The sequence below is a fragment of the Slackia sp. genome, from assembly GCF_977041755.1.
Genome location: NZ_CDRRGL010000006.1, coordinates 20,700 through 38,419 on the forward strand (window position 1 = coordinate 20,700; position 17,720 = coordinate 38,419).

15 protein-coding genes and 2 pseudogenes are annotated in these 17,720 nt (G+C 61.1%); 4 read left to right on the forward strand and 13 right to left on the reverse strand.

What is annotated here, in order from left to right; translation table 11 throughout:
• Nucleotides 1-36 precede the first annotated feature (36 nt).
• Nucleotides 37-2,184 carry a Tex family protein gene (locus ACWI8T_RS01350; protein WP_449137660.1) on the forward strand — a complete coding sequence of 716 codons (2,148 nt, stop codon included), beginning with the start codon at nt 37-39 and terminating at the stop codon, nt 2,182-2,184.
• A 248-nt stretch (nt 2,185-2,432) separates the two neighbouring features.
• Here the strand turns inward: ACWI8T_RS01350 and ACWI8T_RS01355 are convergent, their stop codons facing one another.
• From ACWI8T_RS01355 to ACWI8T_RS01390, 8 genes and pseudogenes are all read right to left on the reverse strand, one after another.
• Nucleotides 2,433-3,752, reverse strand: coding sequence for an MFS transporter (locus tag ACWI8T_RS01355; RefSeq protein ID WP_449137661.1), 1,320 nt, complete (start codon nt 3,750-3,752; stop codon nt 2,433-2,435).
• Nucleotides 3,753-3,779: 27 nt separating this feature from the next.
• Nucleotides 3,780-4,616, reverse strand: coding sequence for a dimethyl sulfoxide reductase anchor subunit family protein (locus tag ACWI8T_RS01360; RefSeq protein ID WP_449137662.1), 837 nt, complete (start codon nt 4,614-4,616; stop codon nt 3,780-3,782).
• Nucleotides 4,592-5,203, reverse strand: a complete 612-nt coding sequence (locus tag ACWI8T_RS01365; RefSeq protein WP_449137663.1) for a 4Fe-4S dicluster domain-containing protein — start codon at nt 5,201-5,203, stop codon at nt 4,592-4,594. Before ACWI8T_RS01365 ends, ACWI8T_RS01360 begins: the two co-directional genes overlap by 25 nt.
• A gap of 1 nt (nt 5,204) precedes the next feature.
• Complete coding sequence (locus ACWI8T_RS01370) at nt 5,205-7,541, reverse strand: molybdopterin-containing oxidoreductase family protein (protein WP_449137664.1); 2,337 nt, start codon at nt 7,539-7,541, stop codon at nt 5,205-5,207.
• Nucleotides 7,542-7,753: 212 nt separating this feature from the next.
• Complete coding sequence (locus ACWI8T_RS01375) at nt 7,754-7,954, reverse strand: 4Fe-4S binding protein (protein ID WP_449137665.1); 201 nt, start codon at nt 7,952-7,954, stop codon at nt 7,754-7,756.
• The gene (locus ACWI8T_RS01380; RefSeq protein ID WP_449137666.1) at nt 7,951-8,907 is read right to left on the reverse strand and encodes a LysR family transcriptional regulator; all 957 of its coding nucleotides are present in this window, start codon (nt 8,905-8,907) and stop codon (nt 7,951-7,953) included. The genes ACWI8T_RS01375 and ACWI8T_RS01380 overlap by 4 nt, the downstream gene beginning before the upstream one ends.
• Nucleotides 8,908-9,162: 255 nt before the next feature.
• Nucleotides 9,163-9,444: pseudogene (tnpA, locus tag ACWI8T_RS01385) on the reverse strand (IS200/IS605 family transposase); the annotation flags it as partial.
• A 204-nt stretch (nt 9,445-9,648) separates the two neighbouring features.
• Complete coding sequence (locus ACWI8T_RS01390; RefSeq protein WP_449137667.1) at nt 9,649-10,734, reverse strand: DUF6429 family protein; 1,086 nt, start codon at nt 10,732-10,734, stop codon at nt 9,649-9,651.
• Nucleotides 10,735-10,867: 133 nt separating this feature from the next.
• Between ACWI8T_RS01390 and ACWI8T_RS01395 the strand changes: the two are divergent.
• Nucleotides 10,868-11,449 (forward strand): annotated as a pseudogene (locus ACWI8T_RS01395) (ATP-binding protein); the annotation flags it as partial.
• Nucleotides 11,449-11,904: a DUF4143 domain-containing protein gene (locus ACWI8T_RS01400; RefSeq protein ID WP_449137668.1), complete on the forward strand. Its 456-nt coding sequence runs from the start codon at nt 11,449-11,451 to the stop codon at nt 11,902-11,904. The pseudogene ACWI8T_RS01395 and the gene ACWI8T_RS01400, both read left to right, overlap by 1 nt.
• 58 nt (nt 11,905-11,962) lie before the next feature.
• On the opposite strand, the gene ACWI8T_RS01405 is transcribed toward ACWI8T_RS01400, so the two are convergent.
• From ACWI8T_RS01405 to rhuM, 5 genes are all read right to left on the reverse strand, one after another.
• Nucleotides 11,963-13,270, reverse strand: a complete 1,308-nt coding sequence (locus ACWI8T_RS01405; protein ID WP_449137669.1) for a bifunctional folylpolyglutamate synthase/dihydrofolate synthase — start codon at nt 13,268-13,270, stop codon at nt 11,963-11,965.
• Nucleotides 13,271-13,469: 199 nt separating this feature from the next.
• Nucleotides 13,470-14,075, reverse strand: a complete 606-nt coding sequence (locus tag ACWI8T_RS01410; RefSeq protein WP_449137670.1) for a uracil-DNA glycosylase family protein — start codon at nt 14,073-14,075, stop codon at nt 13,470-13,472.
• Nucleotides 14,076-14,091: 16 nt separating this feature from the next.
• Nucleotides 14,092-15,390, reverse strand: coding sequence for an alanine racemase (gene alr / locus ACWI8T_RS01415; RefSeq protein WP_449137671.1), 1,299 nt, complete (start codon nt 15,388-15,390; stop codon nt 14,092-14,094).
• Nucleotides 15,391-15,538: 148 nt separating this feature from the next.
• Nucleotides 15,539-15,883, reverse strand: coding sequence for an HIRAN domain-containing protein (locus ACWI8T_RS01420; protein ID WP_449137672.1), 345 nt, complete (start codon nt 15,881-15,883; stop codon nt 15,539-15,541).
• Nucleotides 15,884-16,056: 173 nt separating this feature from the next.
• Nucleotides 16,057-16,794, reverse strand: a complete 738-nt coding sequence (gene rhuM / locus ACWI8T_RS01425; RefSeq protein WP_449137673.1) for a RhuM family protein — start codon at nt 16,792-16,794, stop codon at nt 16,057-16,059.
• A gap of 167 nt (nt 16,795-16,961) precedes the next feature.
• Here rhuM and tnpA (ACWI8T_RS01430) point away from each other — a divergent pair, with 167 nt between their 5' ends.
• Nucleotides 16,962-17,420 carry an IS200/IS605 family transposase gene (tnpA, locus tag ACWI8T_RS01430; protein WP_449137674.1) on the forward strand — a complete coding sequence of 153 codons (459 nt, stop codon included), beginning with the start codon at nt 16,962-16,964 and terminating at the stop codon, nt 17,418-17,420.
• Nucleotides 17,421-17,720: the final 300 nt, after the last annotated feature.

Sequence of the window (17,720 nt, forward strand, 5' to 3'; positions counted from 1 at the left end):
GCGTACAATAAGCGCTCCACAATTAAGAGGAGCTCTATGAATCTGATTGAACAGCTCGCGCGCGAGCTCAATTTGAAGGCCCACAACGTCGAAGCGACCGTCAAGCTTATCGACGAGGGCAATACCATTCCCTTCATCGCGCGCTATCGCAAAGAAGCCACAGGCGGCATGGACGACGTCGCGCTGCGCACGCTCGACGAGCGGCTGTCGTATCTACGCAACCTTGAGCAGCGAAAAGAAGACGTCATCGTGCTCATTGGCGCCCAAGGCAAGCTCACGCCCGAGCTCGAGGCCCAAATCCGCGAAGCTGAGCAGCTGCAGCGCGTTGAAGACCTCTACAAGCCTTTCCGCAAAAAGCGCCTGACCCGCGCGCAGAAAGCGCGCGAAGCGGGACTCGAGCCGCTCGCGAACATGATCATTATACAGGCGTCCGCGAAAGGCTCGGCCCTCGACGCGGCCGCAGCATATATATCGGAAGGAACCGGCTTCGACACGCCCGAGGCAGCGCTCGCGGGCGCGTGCGACATCGTGGCCGAAACCGTCGCGGAAGACCCGGAATGCGTCGCCGACCTGCGCGCGTTCACGCACAACACTGCCGACATCGTGGTCGAGGCCACTAACGCCGACGAGGCGACCCCTTACGAGCCGTACTACAACTACGACGAGCCCCTGCGCAAGATTCCCAACCACCGCGTGCTCGCGATTGACCGCGGCGAGCGCGAGGGCAAGCTGCGTGTGCGCGTGAACGTCGACGCCAACGAAGCCACCGCACGCCTGGGCGCCCGCTGGCCGCGCCGTCACGGCGTGTTCGCGCCTGTGTTCGATTCCGCCATCGCCGATGGCTACAAGCGCCTCATGGCGCCGTCGCTCGAACGCGAGGCCCGCGCGAAGCTCACCGTGCGCGCGCAAACCGAGGCCATCAACGTGTTCGCCAAAAACCTCGAAGGCCTTCTGTCGGCGCGTCCCGTGCGCGGCGCGCGCGTGCTGGCGCTCGACCCGGGATATCGAACCGGCTGCAAAATTGCCGTGATGGACGAAACTGGCAAGCTGCTCGACCACGGCGTGGTCTACCCCACCAAGCCGCGCGGCGACGTAGCGGGCACCAAGCGCGAGCTGGCGCGCCTCGTGAAGAAAGACCGCGTGAACACCATCGTGATTGGCAACGGCACCGCAAGCCGCGAAACCGAGGAGGTGGTATCGGAATTCATCGCCGAGCAGGCGCCCGATTTGCGCTACACCATCGTGAACGAAGCCGGCGCCTCGGTGTATTCGGCATCGGAATTGGCAAGCCAGGAATACCCCGACCTCGACGTGACCGTGCGCGGCGCGATGAGCCTTGGCCGCCGCCTGCAAGACCCGCTGGCCGAACTCGTGAAAATTCCGCCGCAATCGATTGGCGTGGGCCAATACCAGCACGACCTCGACCAGGCCGAACTTGCGCGCACGCTGGGATATGTGGTCGAAGACGTCGTAAACCGCGTGGGCGTGGACGTGAACACCGCCAGCGCGAGCCTTTTGAGCTACGTTTCGGGCATCACGTCGACGGTGGCTAAAAATATCGTGGCCTATCGCGAGGAAAACGGCGCCTTCACCGACCGCCGCGAACTGAAGAAGGTTCCCAAGCTGGGGCCGAAGGCCTACCTGAATGCCGCGGGCTTCCTGCGCATCGCGGGCGGCAAAAACCCGCTTGACGCCACGAGCGTGCACCCCGAGAGCTATCCGGTGGCAACCGAGGTGCTCAAGCGGGCCGGCGTGTCGGCGAGCGAACTCGAACGCGGAGGCATTCCCGACATCGAGAAGCGCGCGGGCAGCGTGGCCGAGCTGGCCGGGCAACTCGACTGCGGCATTCTGACGCTCATCGATATTATCGACGAGCTGAAAAAGCCTGGTCGCGACCCACGCGACGATGCTCCCGAAGTCGTATTCAGTCGCTCGGCCCTTTCGATTGACGACCTTGAGCCGGGCATGGAGCTGAAAGGTACTGTGCGCAATGTGGTTGATTTTGGCGCGTTCGTCGACATCGGCGTGCACCAAGACGGCCTCGTGCACATTTCGAAACTCGCCAATCGCTTCGTGAAGCACCCGAGCGACGTGGTACGCGTGGGCGACACCGTGAACGTATGGGTAGAAAAGGTCGACCGCGACCGCAAGAAGATTTCCCTCACCATGGTGCAAGGGAAATAAACCATGTGCTAAATGCTCGTAGCGTTTAGCACATCCGCTGAAGGGCCTGACGAGTGATTCACTCGCGCGCCCACGCTCCCAAACCTGCCAAACGCTACGAGCATTGAGCAGGTTTGGGAGCGTTTACAACAAAGCCCGACATGCACGCCGCCGCGGAAAAACCGAGCGAAACAAAAGCGGGGCGCCCCAGAGAGGCGCCCCGTGGGAAATCCAGCCGAGTGCGAAAGGCCGGGGACCCGACACCGTCCCTACCCGCGCTTCGGGAAGCGCACGAGGAAGCCGGCGACGGTGCCCACCAGGCAAATGACGGCCACCACGGCAAACATGGTGGTGTAGGCGCCCGTGGCGTCGAACACCATGCCGGCGATAGTGGGCACGAGCCCCGACAGAAGCGACAGGAGCAGCAGCACCGTGCCGATGATCTTCGGGAAGTTCGCAATGCCGAAATAGTTGGCGAAGGCGGTGGGCATCACGCTCGTGTTGCCACCGAAGCCGAGACCGAGCAGCACGTAGTACACGTACAGCATGACCACATCTCCCGGCTGCGCCAAAAACGCGCACAGAGCCCCCACCGCCGTCAAAAACGCGCACACGCCCAAGATACGCGCCGGCTCGATGCGGTCGGCCAAAGGCGCGATCACCAGGTTCACCGCCACGGCGGCAATGCCCTGCACAGCCACGGCGCCGGCCACCACCGTCGGATCGATGCCAAGCCCGTTGAAGTGCAATACCGCCGAGGACACCGCCATGTTCAGCGCGATGAAGATGGACAGCGACGCCAGCAGAATCAACCAGAATGCCGCCGTGCGGAAGGCCTGGCCCTGGGTCATGGAAGCAGGGTTCTTGAACACGCCGCTGGTCTTGTCGGCAACGGCTGCCGCTGCACCCTCGGCGGATTGCGGCTGCCCACCCGTCGCAGCGCCCGCAGCCTCTGCCGCAGCCACGGCAGCCAAGCCGTCGGGCACTTGCCCCATGTCGGCAGGCTTGTTGCGCATGAACAGCAGCGCCACCACCAGGGACACCGCCCCCATCACGGAGATAAGGAAGAAGCCCATGGGCCAATTCCCCTCCTGCCCGATGGCTGCGTTGGCGATGAGCGGGAACGAGAACGCCACCACACCGCCGAGTCCCATAGTGACCGCCATGGCCAGACCGCGCTTCACCACGAACCAGCTCCCGATGGTGGTCTGGGTGGCCACCTGGCCGCCCAGGGTGCTCGAGAAGCTCAGCAGCACACCGAACAGCACGATGTAGGCCGCCGTGCTCGCCCCGGCGAACAGGCCGAGCAGCACGCCCGTCAGAATAATGAGCGCCGAGCTGGCGATGAAGGCCATCTTTGCGCCGTACTTCTCGACGAATTTGCCGATGAGCGGGCCCGGCAAGCCCTGCATGAGAATGAACACCGTGAACCCGATGCCGATCATGGTGCGATCCATGCCCACGGCGGGGTCCAGCGCCATCACGGGAATGGTGATCTGCGCGGCCGCCAGCCCGAAATTGCCCAGCAGCGCATACAGCACCGCCGTCACGACAACGACTTTCCAGCCGTAGAATTTCTTCTCGGTCATAAGAATTCCTTTCGTGTAATGCCAGCGCTACATGTCCAGATTCAAGTCCACCGGGTACATGGGGAACATCTTCACCTTATGGGCGCCCTTGAAGAAGAGGACGGTCCACGCGGCGATGCCCGCGGCGCAGGCGAGCCACGCCGCCAGCGCCAGCATAAGCGCTGCTGCGGGCACGGCGAACACGAGCGCCAACGCCAGCAGCGGCACGACGGCCCCCGTTACCACCCACGTGATGAACGTCGGCCGGTAGGGCGCCTCAGTGGTGTTCACGTTCACGCCGTAGCCCACGTGCCTCATGCGATTCACGTAAGCAGCCTGGCAGATCACGCACGCGACCACGGCCACCAGCGCGAGCCCCACAAAGAGCGCAGGCACAGCCCCGATCGATGCCAGCCACAGCACCACGACGCCGATCATGCCCGCTTCGAGCGCCGTCAGCAGGAACAACGCCAGCACGAAGGGCGTGTTCCACGCCGGCCGCGAGCCCATCTGGTAGGCGAGTCCCGTGCACACGAGGAACGCCGCGGCCAAAAGCGCTGTCACGAGCCCCACGACGAACGTGGCCCCTCCCAGATCGTACAGCACGCCGTTCAGCCCGCACACCAGAAGCGCCAGGCCGAGGAAGGGCGTAATGAACGCCTCCTGGGTGAGATGCGACTTGAAATTCGAGAACGCGTTGAAGAAGCGCTGGGGTCGTTGCAGATGGAAGATGGAGGCGATGCCTCCCACTGCCAGCAACCCCAGAGTAATCCACGCAACCACCGACAAAGGCACGGGAGAGCCCAGCACAAACGCGCAGATGAACAGGCCCAGGCCCACACGCTGGCACGCAGTGGACACTACGAGCGGCCAATGGATTTGCATAGCGTCTCAGCTCCTTTCCGGGGAAGCAGGTATACCACCGACGGCTTGTTGCCGAACTCGGGGTGCACGCGGAAGATACGGTCTTCGTTGGCGGCCAGAACGCGCGATATCTCGCTTTCCGGATCGTTCATGTCGCCGGCCACGCGGCAGCCCGTGGTGCAGGTGTAGGCGCACATGGGCTGTTCGCCCTGCTCCAGACGGTGCACGCACAGGATGCACTTCTCCACAGTTTTGGTGTTGGGGTTCAGCGTGCGCGCCTCGTAGGGGCAGGCCCAAATGCAGTACTGGCACCCGAAGCACAGGTTCGCGTCCACCAGCACAATGCCGTCGTCGGTCTGGTAGGTGGCCTTGGTGGGGCACACTTCGATGCAGCTGGGATTCTCGCAGTGCATGCACTGGTTTGGGAAGTAGAACATCTCCAATTGGTCGGGGTAGTTGCCGATGGGTCCCATGCGGTACACGCGCTCCCAGAACACGCCCAAATCCACATCGTTTTCCATCTTGCAAGCCACGGCGCAGGCCTGGCACCCGGTGCATTTGTCCAGGTCGATGACCATGCCGTAGTGCTTTTTGCTCGATGCGGCCATGCTACTCACCGCCTTTCTTCTTCACAATGCGGCAGAGCGTGCTGCGCAGGCCCGGGGTCATGAACTCGTCGTTGTACACCCGGTCGCTCGTGAGCATGTTCGCGTTGCTCATGCCGTCGGGATACCCCGGCAGCCCCAGCTTCTCACAGCTTTGCCACCACCCGTGGGGAATGACGCACACGCGCGGGTCGAGGCCGTCGGTGGGACGCGCCTTCATGGTGATGCGGCCGGTGGGCGACTCGATCCACACCCATTCGCCGTACTCGATGCCCTGTTCCTCGGCGATGGAACGGTGGAAGATCACCTGCGGCTCAGGCACAATCTCGCGCAGATGCGGAATGCCGCGGTAGGCCGAATGGTAGTAGATGGGATACCGGCGCCCCGTGATACCCGTAAGTGGGTAATCCGCCGCGATATCGGGCGTGGAGAACACGCTTTCCTTCGGCTCGCTGGCCGCCGGCAGTGGGTCGGCACCCATGATGAGCTCCACCACCGAGTACAGCTCGGCCCGCCCCGTAGGCGTGGGAAAGCCGTTTGCGCGGTAATCGCGCGAGGGCATCTGCGGCACGTGATGGATCCATTTGCTCTTCAGTTCTTCCCAGGTCACACCCGCATGGGTTTGCTCGAGCTGCCAATCGAACAGCTCCTCGTCGGTCTCCCACGGCCACCACTCGGGGTTCAGCCTGTGGCCGAACTCGCGCCAGAACCACACGTCGCTCTTGCGCTCGTACAACGGCTCCACGGCCTTCTGCTGGCCGAACACCCACTCGCTGCACACCTCATCGGCCAGGTAATCGCGCTCGGTCCAGTGGGTGGAGGGCAGCACCAAATCGGCCAGCTCGCAGGTGGGCGACATGTAGTAGTCCATGCACACGAGCAAATCGAGGCTCATGAGCGATTCTTTCACGAGCGCCGTGTTCTCCGACCACGAAAGTGGGTTGCCCTGCACCATGATGTAGCCGCGCACAGGGTAGGGCTTGCCCGTGCGCATGGCCTCGAACACCGCCGTGGGGTTCGAGATGCCGTACACGCTGCCGCTCGCCTTGTCGTTCACGATGCGCAGTTCCTTCTGAGTTTCCGGATCGGCGCCCGTGAGCGGCCCCATCTGGTTCCAGAAGGGCATCGACAAATTGCCGCCCTTCTTCTCCAGGTTGCCGCAGATGGCAATGATGATGTTCACCAGTTGCAGGGTGTCCTTGCAGTTGGTCTGCTCCTCGATGCCCTGGAACACGTTGATGGTGGCCGCCGGGGCCGCGGCGTAGGTGCGGGCCGACGCGCGAATGACCTCGGCCGGGGCCCAGCACATCTCGCTGGCGCGCTCGGGCGTCCATTCGTCCACGCGGGCTTTCAGGGCGCGCCACACCGTGGTGACGGGCGCCTCAGTGCCGTCGGCCAGCTTCACCATACCGTGGTAGTCCATGTCCTCGTCGATATCGGGGGTGTGAATGTCCACGAATCCGCCCGACTTCTTGTCGAACACGAGCATGCTCTGGGGGTTGCCGCCTTCTTCCACGAGCGCCCCGTTCAGCGGCACGTTGGCCCCCTCGATGAGCAGCATGGGCGCGTTGGTGAACTTCTGCGTGAACTCGTGATCGTATAGATCCTCGTTCATGATGACGTTCAGCCACGCCATGGCCAGATACGGGTCCGACCCCGGACGCAGCCCCACGAAATGGTCGGCCTTGGCCGCCAGCGGATGCTCGAAGAACGGGTCGATCACGATGAGCTTCGCCCCGCGGTCGCGGCTGCGCCCCACCTGGCCCGAGGTGTAGGTGGGCTCGGTCCACACGGAGTTCGCGCCCCAGAACACGATGCAGTCGGCGTGATCGAAATCGCACCCGTCGAAAGTGGGGAACATGCCGTACTGCAGAAACGCCTGCACCATCATGGGCACCAGGCAGATGTTTCCCGGCGACAGGCTGTGGTGCACGCGGCCGCCGGCGTTGCCCGCGCGGCCCGTCCACTGGTTGGTGCCGCGACCCGTGCCCTGGCCGTAGGCGATAGTCTCGGCACCGTACTCGGCCGTGAGCGCTTCCACGCGTTCCTGCAGCCAATCGAGGGCCTCGTCCCAGGTGATGCGCTCCCACTGTCCCGCACCGCGCTCGCCCTTGCGCCGCAGCGGCCAGCGCAGCCGCTCCGGGTCGTACAGGATTTTCGTCGCCGAAAGCCCCTTGCCGCACATGCGGCCCTCGCTGCGCGGGTCTTCCGGATTGCCCTTCACGCTGACTAGCTCGCCATCCTTGTCCACTTCGCACAGCACCCCGCATTTCGCGTGGCACTCGAAGCAGTTCGTCTTGACGATCTTGCCGCCGTCGGGCAAAGGAATAACCGACTCCATCCGTCCTCCTTTCCTTGAAATACCCTTGGGCGTCATTGTGGGGGACGCGCGGGCCCCAGCGCAAACAGCAAGAGCGGGTACAGCCCACAACAAAAAAATGTGGGCGGAAGGGAGGAAGACGGCGAAAGCAGGGCGCGGAAACAACCCAGGAGCGCGGCAACATAACGCAGGGCGCGCCGCGGAAAACGAGGGCGACGCCTGCGGCCTTCAGTCTAGCGGAACAGCCCCCGGCGCATGGCGATGGCGCGCAGCTTGCAGCGCTTCGCGCAGGTGCCGCAACGGTCGCATTGGTCCTGGTCGATGGCGAGACGGTGGTCGGGCAACTGCCGCACCGCTCCGCGCGGACACGCCTTCAGACAGGCCATGCAGCGGCGGCACAGGGCGTCGTTTATCTCATAACGCACGAACTTCACAGGCGCTCCCCTTCCCCAGCCTCTGCGCCGTCGGCCACGTGCCGCGCCATATAAGAAGCGCACGAGGTGGCCAGATATCGCTCGAAGAAACGGACGAAACGCGCAGCGGCACTCCCCGGCTCGGGTTCGCCCAACACGCCGACGCTGAAGAACACGCTGTCCCGAATGGGTACGATCACCGTCTCGGCATCGGGCCGATCGAGGAACACCGACAGCGAATCAGTGAACGTGACCATCTCGCCCGATGCCACAGCGCGGCCGATCATGGCCGGGTTCGAGGTGCGCATCTGCACGTCGGGGCATCGGCGCCCGACAAGGTGCCCCAAAATGCGCATGAGGAATTCCTCGTTGTAGCAGGCCAGAGGCACCTGACACAGTTCCGCAGGCGTGACAAACTCGCGGTTGGCCAGCGGATGGGTGCGCGCGCACGCCGCCATGAGCTCGCACACGACGAGGGGCCTGAAACTCTGCTGCACCCGCTCGGCCATGCGCTGCATGAAAGCCGGCAGCGCGATGAGGTACAGCACGTCGGCGTTGTCGGCCTCGTAAGTGTCCACAATTTCGAAGAGGCTTCGCTCCACGATGCGCAGGCGCGCACCGGCGGCCATGGCCTCGTATTCCGAGAACAGCACCTCCAGGCGGTTCGTCACAAAGGGCATCGTCACGATGATGAGCGGCTCGTCGCTTTCGGCGCCCGATTCCAGCGCGGCGGCAATCTGCACGCGCCGATAGGCGGAAAGCACGGCCGCAGCCTCCTTCGCGATGGCGCGGCCCGTAGTCGTCAGCTGCAGCCCCGTCGGCGTTCGGTCGAACAGCGCCACTTCCCATTCCTGCTCGAGGCTCTTGATCATAGCCGAGGCCCCTTGCTGGGAAATGTAATGCTGGCGCGCCGCATGGGAAATGGACCGGTATTGGGCCACCGAGAGAAACAACGCCAAAGCTTCGATACGCACGAACCGCCTTCCCTTCTCCTCCGCATGCAGGCAGACGGCAATAGTCTAGCACGACTTGCATCTCCGCCAAAAGAAGCCGAGGAAATCATGAACCACCCCTCAAAGGGATGGTTTGCTCTGGGCCTATAAGGCCGAGGGGGGCCGGCAGCGTCTAAAGGCGCTGCCTCTCACTTCGTTCAAGCCGTACCGCCCTTGACTCTCGCGGGCCGCACGAAGCGGCCCTCGTATTACCCGGCAGCCCCTAAAGGGGCGCCCCTACCCCCTCTTGAAGGTGTCCTCGTACTCCTTGACGCTCAGCTTGTCCAGGGCGATGTCGTGGGCCTCCTGCTCCCGGATGTATTTCGCGATCGTCGCCTCGTTGAGCCCGACGGTCGACACGTAGTAGCCCTCGGACCAGAAGTACCTGTTGCCGAACTCGTACTTGAGGTTGGCGTGCCTGTCGAGCACCATGAGCGCGCTCTTGCCCTTGAGGTAGCCCATGAAGCTGGACACGCTGATCTTGGGCGGTATGCTGACCAGAATGTGGACGTGGTCGGGCTAAAGTCCCCGAAATCGAAGCTGCCCACAAAGCCCAATGCGACATTCGCTTCACCAATCACCTTCTCGACACAGCCCTTGCATCAGGCTCCTTTTAACAAGTATACCAAGATGAATGCCAGCATCTTGGATTACGCGACAGATTTGCGATACAGCACCTGTCAAATTACCGATTCCGTATAGCCAGATTGATAGCCAACCGAGCTACAGGCATTCCGCTTTTCCATTCTCGATCCGCTCGAGCCACAGACGTCGGTCTTCCGCAAAACCGTCTTCGAGTTCGGCCTGCTTTTCGGCCAAATCAAACGGCTCCCACATTTGGTCTTTGGCCCACTCCGCCATCCATTCGTGCTCGGGGTCGGCTTTGTCGGTCATAACCTTGAGAAACGCCTCGAAACCGCCTGGTCCACCGACATCCTCGGGCGGAGCATCGCCTTCGCCATCGAGCAATTGTGGAACAACGGTATCCGATGCCGAAATGATTTCGACAACCTTCACCTTGTGTTCCCAACCGTCGCCGTAGTCGTACGAATATTTCGCTGTTTTCGTCCTACCGAATACATCACCGAGCCGAACGGTAGAGGCTTCAACAATAGCAACGTCTTCCGGCTCGTAGCAATCAGCATCGGCATCGATGAATAAATCTTCATCGATGTAGAGCTTCATTCCGCGCGATTTCGTCGTGAAGCTGAACAGGTGCTCGTCATACCAATTGAAAATTCGCTGAATGACAATATGCAAATCGAGGAACGTACAGGCGGCAGGTACCAGAATCTCGCGCCAGCAAGAATGCAGTCCCTCAAGATCGAGGTCGATTCGAATGCGAAAAGCGCGATCGTCGAGCAATTTGCGATTTTCGACGGGGATGAACTGCGGCCTTTCCTCTGGCGGAATAGGACCGCGAGGAGCACTTGACATCGCATACTTCGCCAGAGTCCTCGCGTATATCGCATACAAATCATTTTCTAGCTCAGCAAACGTGGGGAAATCATTCCCCGCCGGTTTTTTCACTTGCTGCGCTTCATTGCATGGCTCCTGGTTTCCCTCGTTGCAAATCTGAGCGAACGCCTCAGCTAATTCGATTCCGGCCCCATAACCTTCTTCGGTGAGATGCAGCGATTTCGCTTTATAGGAGAAATCGACAAAACCCTTCTCGGCAAGAGTATCAAGCGCGCCAAAATCATAACTACGCCACGCACGACGATAGGGAACGCCAGCAGCCTTTTCTTCCCAGCTCGTAAGCGCAGCTAGAGCGAGAATTAGTTTTTCCGTGAGCTTCTTTTCTTCCATGGAGGCCCCTTCCGCAAAGCAATCGGCGCTTCAATCCAGCATATTTGGATTATGCCATCCTATGCATGCTTTCCAACGCGAGGTTTTAAATCGCACCTCGTTCGACGATAAGCCATGAACGGGCACAAGCGGCATCGACGAATGGCAGGAAGCCCCGCAGCTTTGGGGCGCCGTACGTTTTTCCGTAGACCAGAGCAGCAAACCGGGGCTATTTCTGCTCACCGGCTCTTCGATCCCCACTTCCCTGCCCTCGCATTCCGGCGCGGGACGCATAGCGTCCATCGACATGGGCCCGATGAGTCTCACGGAGTCAAAAGACTCTACTGTGGAAGTGCCGCTCGAAGCTCTTTTCAACGGCGAGGTCGACTGCTTCGGACATTCAGAATGCGATATCGAAGACATGGCCTACCTCATTTGCAGAGGCGGGTGGCCGCGCGTCGTAACCACATCGAACAAAAGCGCCGCACTCGAAATGGCCTCCGACTACGTCACGACCATCGCCGAGCAGGATATCTCCCGCGCCGATGGCGTGACGCGCAACCCCCAATATGCGCGACTCATCTTACGCGAATACGCAAGACTTACGGCCTCGCAGGCGACACAGTCGACCATCCTGAAGGATCTCAAAGCGCGCGACATAGACCTGTCGAGAGATACCGTGAATGGCTATCTCGCAGCCCTGAGAAGGCTGTATGTTATCCAGGAACTTTCTGCATGGACACCCACTTTGCGCGCCAAATCGCGCATCACGAAAACGCCGACTCGTCACTTCGCTTGCCCTCCATCGCCGCCGCTGCGCTTGGAGCAAGCCCCGAGTCGCTTTTGCTCGACACCGCGACCATGGGCCTGTTATTCGAGTCACTCTGCGTTCGCGACCTGCGTGTATATGCGCAGGCGAACAACGGTGAGATATTCCATTACCACGATGAAGCCGGACACGAGGCCGATGCCGTCGTACAGCCTCGCGACGGGAGATACGCGCTGTTCGAAATGAAGCTCGGCACGTCGCTCGTCGACGAAGGCGCGAAGAGCCTCGTACGGCTTCGCGAGAAAATCGATACAAATGCCATCGGCGAGCCCGTTTTTTGCGCCGTGATCACGCCTGGCGGCTTCGCGATGCGACGCGACGACGGCGTTTTCGTTATTCCCATCACATGCCTCACAGCGTAAAAGAACAGACCAAAATGCCCTGCACGGCAATTTCCGCCAAAACTAGAGCGCGAAGTCGCTACAGCCCCTTTAATGCCGCCATCACGTCGGCGATGGCGTAGAGCGAGCCGAAACAGCACACCACGCCGTCGGGGCCGGCGGCTTCGACGGCGCTCTCGACCGCATTCGCGATCGACGGGCAGGCCTGCACCTGCAAACGCTGCACGCAGTAATCGTGCACGCCCTCGAATTCGAGCTCACGCTCGCGAATGGCATCGGCAAGCTCATCAGCATGCAGGGCGCGCTCGTTTTCGGGCGGCTCGGCGCAGAAGTAGCGCGCCGCCAGCGGCAACGTGGCATCGATCATGGCCTGGTAGTTCTTATCGCGCAGCACGTTCATCACGAACGTCACGCCGCCCTGCGGGAAATACTCGCGCAAGCTCGCCGCCAACACATTGGCGCCTTGCTCGTTGTGGCCGCCGTCGACAATCACCGTGGGATTGTCGCGCACCACTTCGAAGCGGCCCTGCCACACCGTGGCCTCGAGACCCGCCTTAATGGCCTCATCGGAAATCTCAAACCCACGTCCGCGCAGCACACGGGCAATTTCGATGGCCATCACGGCATTATTCGACTGGTAGGTGCCCGCAAGCTTCAGGCGCACATCGGTGAAGCCGTCGTAGGAAAACACCTGGTGCAAACCTTCCGCATGCGCATGAATGCGACCGAAGCGCGGCACACTCACCGGTGCGCCCACCTCGCGAGCGCGCTGCATAATAACGGCCTCGGCTTCGGGCTTCTGCTTGTAGCTCACCACGGGAATGCCGGCCTTGATGATGCCGGCTTTTTCGTGCGCGATTTTGGCGATGGTGTCGCCAAGCACGTGCGTGTGGTCAAGAGCGATCGAGGTAATGGCGCACACCTCGGGCACGACGACATTCGTGGAGTCGAGCCTGCCGCCCAAGCCCACCTCGAGCACCACAGCCGTGCAGCCGACCTGCGCAAAGTGCAGCAGCGCCGCCGCCGTGATAAGCTCGAACGCCGTGGGCTGCTCGTCCATCTGCTCGGCCGCTTCGCGCACCTCGAGCGCCACAGCGAGCAAATCTTCATCGGAAATATCTTCGCGGTTCACCTGAATGCGCTCATTGAAGCGCAGAACATACGGCGAAGTGAACAGGCCAACCTTGTAGCCCGCCGCTTGCAGAATGCCCGCGGTGAACGCGCACGTCGACCCCTTGCCGTTCGTGCCTGCCACATGCACGATGCGCAGGCTGTCTTGCGGGCGGCCCAGGCGCTCGAGCAGCTCTTCCGTACGATGCAGCCCCAGACGAACGTCACGCCACGCGCCTTGCTGCAAGTACACTTTCGGGTCGAATTCTTCAGTCATGCATTAGTTCCTTTTTAAAATCGCTTTCGCTGCGTCGCGCTCAAGCTGGGCTGCGTGCGCAACGGGCCATCGATGTTCATTTCGGCACTTATTTTAAAATGAAAGCACCGTTAGGTGAGCGCATAGCGAGCCAAAGGCGAGCGGTAGCGAACCATGGCCCGTCACGCACGCAGCCCAGCCCGAGCGCGACGCTCTCCCCCTACCCTTTCAGCAGCTCGCCCAAGCAACGAAAATCGGCTTCGATGGCAACCTGCTTCGTGGGGTCGTACAGCGCCGCCGCGGGGTGATACACGGGGAACACCTTGAAGCGCCCCGCCATGGTCACCTGTCCATGTAAGCGCGTGATGCCGCGTTCGGTTTTCAGAATGAACTTCGTGGAGAAGTTGCCCATGGTCACGAGGAATTCCGGCCCGATGGCGCGCACTTGATCGCGCAAATACGGCGTGCACGTGACAATTTCATCGGGATGCGGATCACGATTCGACGGCGGGCGACACTTCAGCACGTTAGCGATGAATACCTCATCGCGCGAAAGGCCCGCGAGCGCCAGCAAATCGGTAAGGTAATGCCCCGCGGCGCCCACAAACGGACGCCCCTGCAAATCTTCGTTTTTGCCAGGCGCCTCGCCAACAAGCATCACGCGGGCGGCGGGGTTGCCAAACCCCGGCACCACATTCGTGCGACCTTCGCACAAAGCGCACCGGCGGCACTGGCCAATAACGCCTTCAATATCGGCCAGAAGTTGGGCGGAATTCTCGCCTTCCTTCGCTTGCACCGTTGCAAAATGGCTGTTCACTATGGCCATGGCGCCCTCGCCTTCTTTAGCGCGTGTAAACCTTAGGCATGCGCAAGCCGAACGCGCAGCACAGCTCATGCGGAATGGTTCCGATTTGTTCCGCCATGTCGTCGATTGAGATGCGCGCACCACCCTGGGCGCCCACAAGCAGCACCTCGTCGCCAATTTGGGGGTCGAGACGCGGACGCGTACCGCGGCTGCGCATATCGATCTCAAACATGCACTGATCCATGCAGATATTGCCCACCTGGTTGCAAAGCTGGCCGTTGTAAATGACCTGGGCGCGGCTCGAAAGCGCCCGGTTGTAGCCGTCGGCATAGCCAATGGGCAATGTGCAAATTTTCACGCTGCCAGTGGAGCGGTAATGCAAGCCGTAGCTCACGCCTTCGCTCATGGGAGGCTGGCTCACGTTCGTGATGCGCGCGTGCACGCTCATGGCCGGACGTAAATCGAAATAACCCACCGTTTCGGGGCACGGGTGGAAACCGTACAGCGAGATGCCGAAACGAGCCATATCGAGATGCGTATCAGGGTAGCGCAAAAGCGCTGCGGAATTCGCACAGTGCACGATGCCCGGATTAATGCCCGCCACGCGCATGTCGGCGATAGCCTCGGTGAAGCGGCGGAATTGCATGTTGAAATCGAGCGTTTCGGGGCAGTCGGCCGTGGCGAAGTGGGTGAACGTGCCCACATGTTCGAGCGCGCGATGGAAGCTGATTTGGCGCACGAACTCGACCGCTTCGTCGAAGCGCACGCCAATGCGATTCATGCCGGTGTTGAGCGCCAAATGGAACGGCGCGCGCAGCCCGTGAGCGTCGGCCGCCTCACCATAGGCGACGGCGAATTCGGCCGTATACACGCTCGGCATGATGTTGTAGTTCAAAAGCAGCGGAATAGCCGCCTCGGGAGGTTCGGAAAGCATGAGCACAGGCGCGGTGATGCCCGCCTCGCGCAGCTTCACGCCTTCCTGCACCGTTGCCACCGCAAGGTAGGCGGCGCCGGCGGAAAGCGCGGTTTTCGCGACCTCGACCGAACCATGCCCGTAGGCGTCGGCCTTCACAACGGCCAGCAAGCGGCACCCAGGCTTCAGGCGACGCTTGGCCACAGCGATATTGTTGCGAATGGCACCCAGATCGACCTCGACCCATGACCAACGGCGCTCGTTTTCGGCGATTTCGGCCAAGCGCTCGGGCGAAAAATCGCTCGCATTCGCAGCTGCGCGGGAACCCAGGGGCGCCACATCGCGCAGCAAGCTCGAAACGTCTTGCTGCTTGGCGGGTCGGCTTCCGCCCACCTGCGCGCCGAATGCATTGAATCCGTTCATAGAGGCTGCTCCTCTTTCATATCTCATTAGTACTTGTAGGATACCGCGCGAAAGCGCGTGCTGGGTAAACGTTTTCGAAAACCAGCCCATGCACAAAGAGAAACGCCCCATTCGAACGGGGCGCCCTACCCAAACGCGGAGCACACGGCTATTCCGCCTTTTTCTGTTTGCGATTGTCGGTGACGTAAATTCCCACGCGCACTTGTTTCCATGGATCGGCCTTTTTGTCGACCTGCATAATGCGGCATTCAAGCACGTTGGCATGGCCGAAACGCAACAGCTGCGCGATGGTAGCGTTGCTATCGCTGGGGACGTAGCCAAGATGCACACCCTTGCGGTAAATCGCCACGGCATCGGGGTCGTGCGGATTGTCGGGTTCGGCTATGAGTTCAAGCTTCTTACCAGGCTTAAGTTTCTTGAGCGCCAACGCGCCATCGTGGTATTGAAACCCTGCGATAAAGAACGACTGCATGATTTTCGACGGCTCATACATGGTTTCCTCCTATCGATTCACCCGATAGGAACGATACTAGCCAGTTTCATTCGCACGCGTGTACAACAGAATGGACAGAACTGGCCAAATTGCACGCCGCATACAACACGAGGGCCACGCCCAATCGGATGTGTCCCTCGCCCCATCTTACTCTTGCCGCCATGCGCTACGCACTACCCCAAAGAAAGGAAGCTCATAGCCAATGCCACCATAGCCTCTTTCTCGTCGGGCTTCGACTCAGCGGTCATGATGGTGAGCGCGACCAACGCGCTGTCGGAAATACGCTTGGCGCCATCGGCCCACAACGCATCGTTCATGTTCAAGAAATACAGGAAGAGCGCTGCGGCGATGCGCTTGTTGCCGTCGTGGAACGAGTGGTTCTTCACGACGAAATACAGCAGGTTCGCGGCCTTTTCCTCGAGGGTCGGGTACATCTCCTGCCCGCCGAAGCCCTGGTAGATCGCCGCGATGCTCGAGCGGAAGGAGTCGTCCTTCTCGACGCCGAACAGATCGCTGTCGCGCGAGAACTTCATTGACGCGATAAGGCTTCGGCATTCGTCGTAATCGAGCACGTACGTCGCCGCGCGGCCCTTCGGCTTCGCGATTCGCCGATGGTCGTAGTCGTCGAGCAGATCGAGCGCGCCTGTGTACGCTTTGACGACCGATAGTATGTCCCTCGCTTCGAGCGAGCTCGGGATACGGTCCATGACCTGGACGATTTGCCCTAACTGCGCAAGGCGACGCTTGTTTGCTGCGTAGCCATCAAGCACATATTGTCGCAGCACGCCTGTTGCCCATCGACGGAATTCGACGCCGCGCTTTGATTTCACGCGATAGGCGACCGAGATGATGGCATCAAGGTTGTAGAACGCGACCGGCTTGTCCGAATTTGCAATGTGCAGATAATGCACATTGCCTTCTTTTAGGCTCATGAGCCTGTGGGCGCGCGCAGCGCGGCCACGAAAAACCACCCGCTATGCGGGTGCGCGTCGAAGGCTCCGCCCTTGCCTTGGGGGCGGCCGCCGAGCGGAGTAAGATGCGTTTGTTCAGGACGCACCGGCCCGGAAAGGCGACCACCATGGCAAACCAGGCGAACAGCCTGTCTCACACGAAGTGGATGTGCAAGTACCACATCGTGTTCACTCCGAAGTATAGGCGAAAGGTGATCTATAACCAGTACAGGGAATCCCTCGGGGAGATTTTCCGCAACCTCTGCAGGTACAAGGGCGTCGAGATAATCGAGGGGCACCTGATGCCTGACCACGTGCACATGCTGGTCAGCATCCCGCCCAAGATCAGCGTCTCGAGCTTCATGGGGTACCTGAAGGGCAAGAGCGCGCTCATGATGTTCGACAAGCACGCGAACCTCAAGTACAAGTTCGGCAACAGGCACTTCTGGTCCGAGGGCTACTACGTCTCCACCGTCGGGCTGAACGAGGCGACGATAGCGAAGTACATCAGGGAGCAGGAGGCCCACGACATCGCGCTGGACAAGCTCAGCGTCAAGGAGTACGAGGATCCGTTCAAGAAGAGGTAGGGAGCGGCCCCTTTTAGGGGCTGCCGGCAATACGAAGGCCGCTTTGTGCGGCCCGCGAGAGACAAGGGCGGTCGCGCCCTGAACGAAGCGAAGGGCGGCGCCTTGAGACGCCGCCCGGTAACCCTCGGCCTTATAGGCCGTGAGCAAACCACCCTTTTGAAGGGTGGTCATGATTCGAGGATTTCCCCTTCCCTAAAAATATTAGAGATATGGCGGGAAATCACCGACCTGTCTCTCCCGAAAAGCGCCGCCATCTGCTCTTTCGTCAGCCATACCGTTTCGCCGTCGAATTCGACATTG

Coding starts and splice junctions, on each gene's coding strand:
- ACWI8T_RS01390 (WP_449137667.1), bottom strand. CDS start 10,734: ATGGAAGAAAAGAAGCTCACGGAAAAACTAATTCTCGCTCTAGCTGCG.
- ACWI8T_RS01405 (WP_449137669.1), bottom strand. CDS start 13,270: ATGACTGAAGAATTCGACCCGAAAGTGTACTTGCAGCAAGGCGCGTGG.
- ACWI8T_RS01350 (WP_449137660.1), top strand. CDS start 37: ATGAATCTGATTGAACAGCTCGCGCGCGAGCTCAATTTGAAGGCCCAC.
- alr (WP_449137671.1), bottom strand. CDS start 15,390: ATGAACGGATTCAATGCATTCGGCGCGCAGGTGGGCGGAAGCCGACCC.
- ACWI8T_RS01410 (WP_449137670.1), bottom strand. CDS start 14,075: ATGGCCATAGTGAACAGCCATTTTGCAACGGTGCAAGCGAAGGAAGGC.
- ACWI8T_RS01400 (WP_449137668.1), top strand. CDS start 11,449: ATGGACACCCACTTTGCGCGCCAAATCGCGCATCACGAAAACGCCGAC.
- ACWI8T_RS01370 (WP_449137664.1), bottom strand. CDS start 7,541: ATGGAGTCGGTTATTCCTTTGCCCGACGGCGGCAAGATCGTCAAGACG.
- ACWI8T_RS01360 (WP_449137662.1), bottom strand. CDS start 4,616: ATGCAAATCCATTGGCCGCTCGTAGTGTCCACTGCGTGCCAGCGTGTG.
- ACWI8T_RS01355 (WP_449137661.1), bottom strand. CDS start 3,752: ATGACCGAGAAGAAATTCTACGGCTGGAAAGTCGTTGTCGTGACGGCG.
- ACWI8T_RS01420 (WP_449137672.1), bottom strand. CDS start 15,883: ATGTATGAGCCGTCGAAAATCATGCAGTCGTTCTTTATCGCAGGGTTT.
- tnpA (WP_449137674.1), top strand. CDS start 16,962: ATGGCAAACCAGGCGAACAGCCTGTCTCACACGAAGTGGATGTGCAAG.
- ACWI8T_RS01365 (WP_449137663.1), bottom strand. CDS start 5,203: ATGGCCGCATCGAGCAAAAAGCACTACGGCATGGTCATCGACCTGGAC.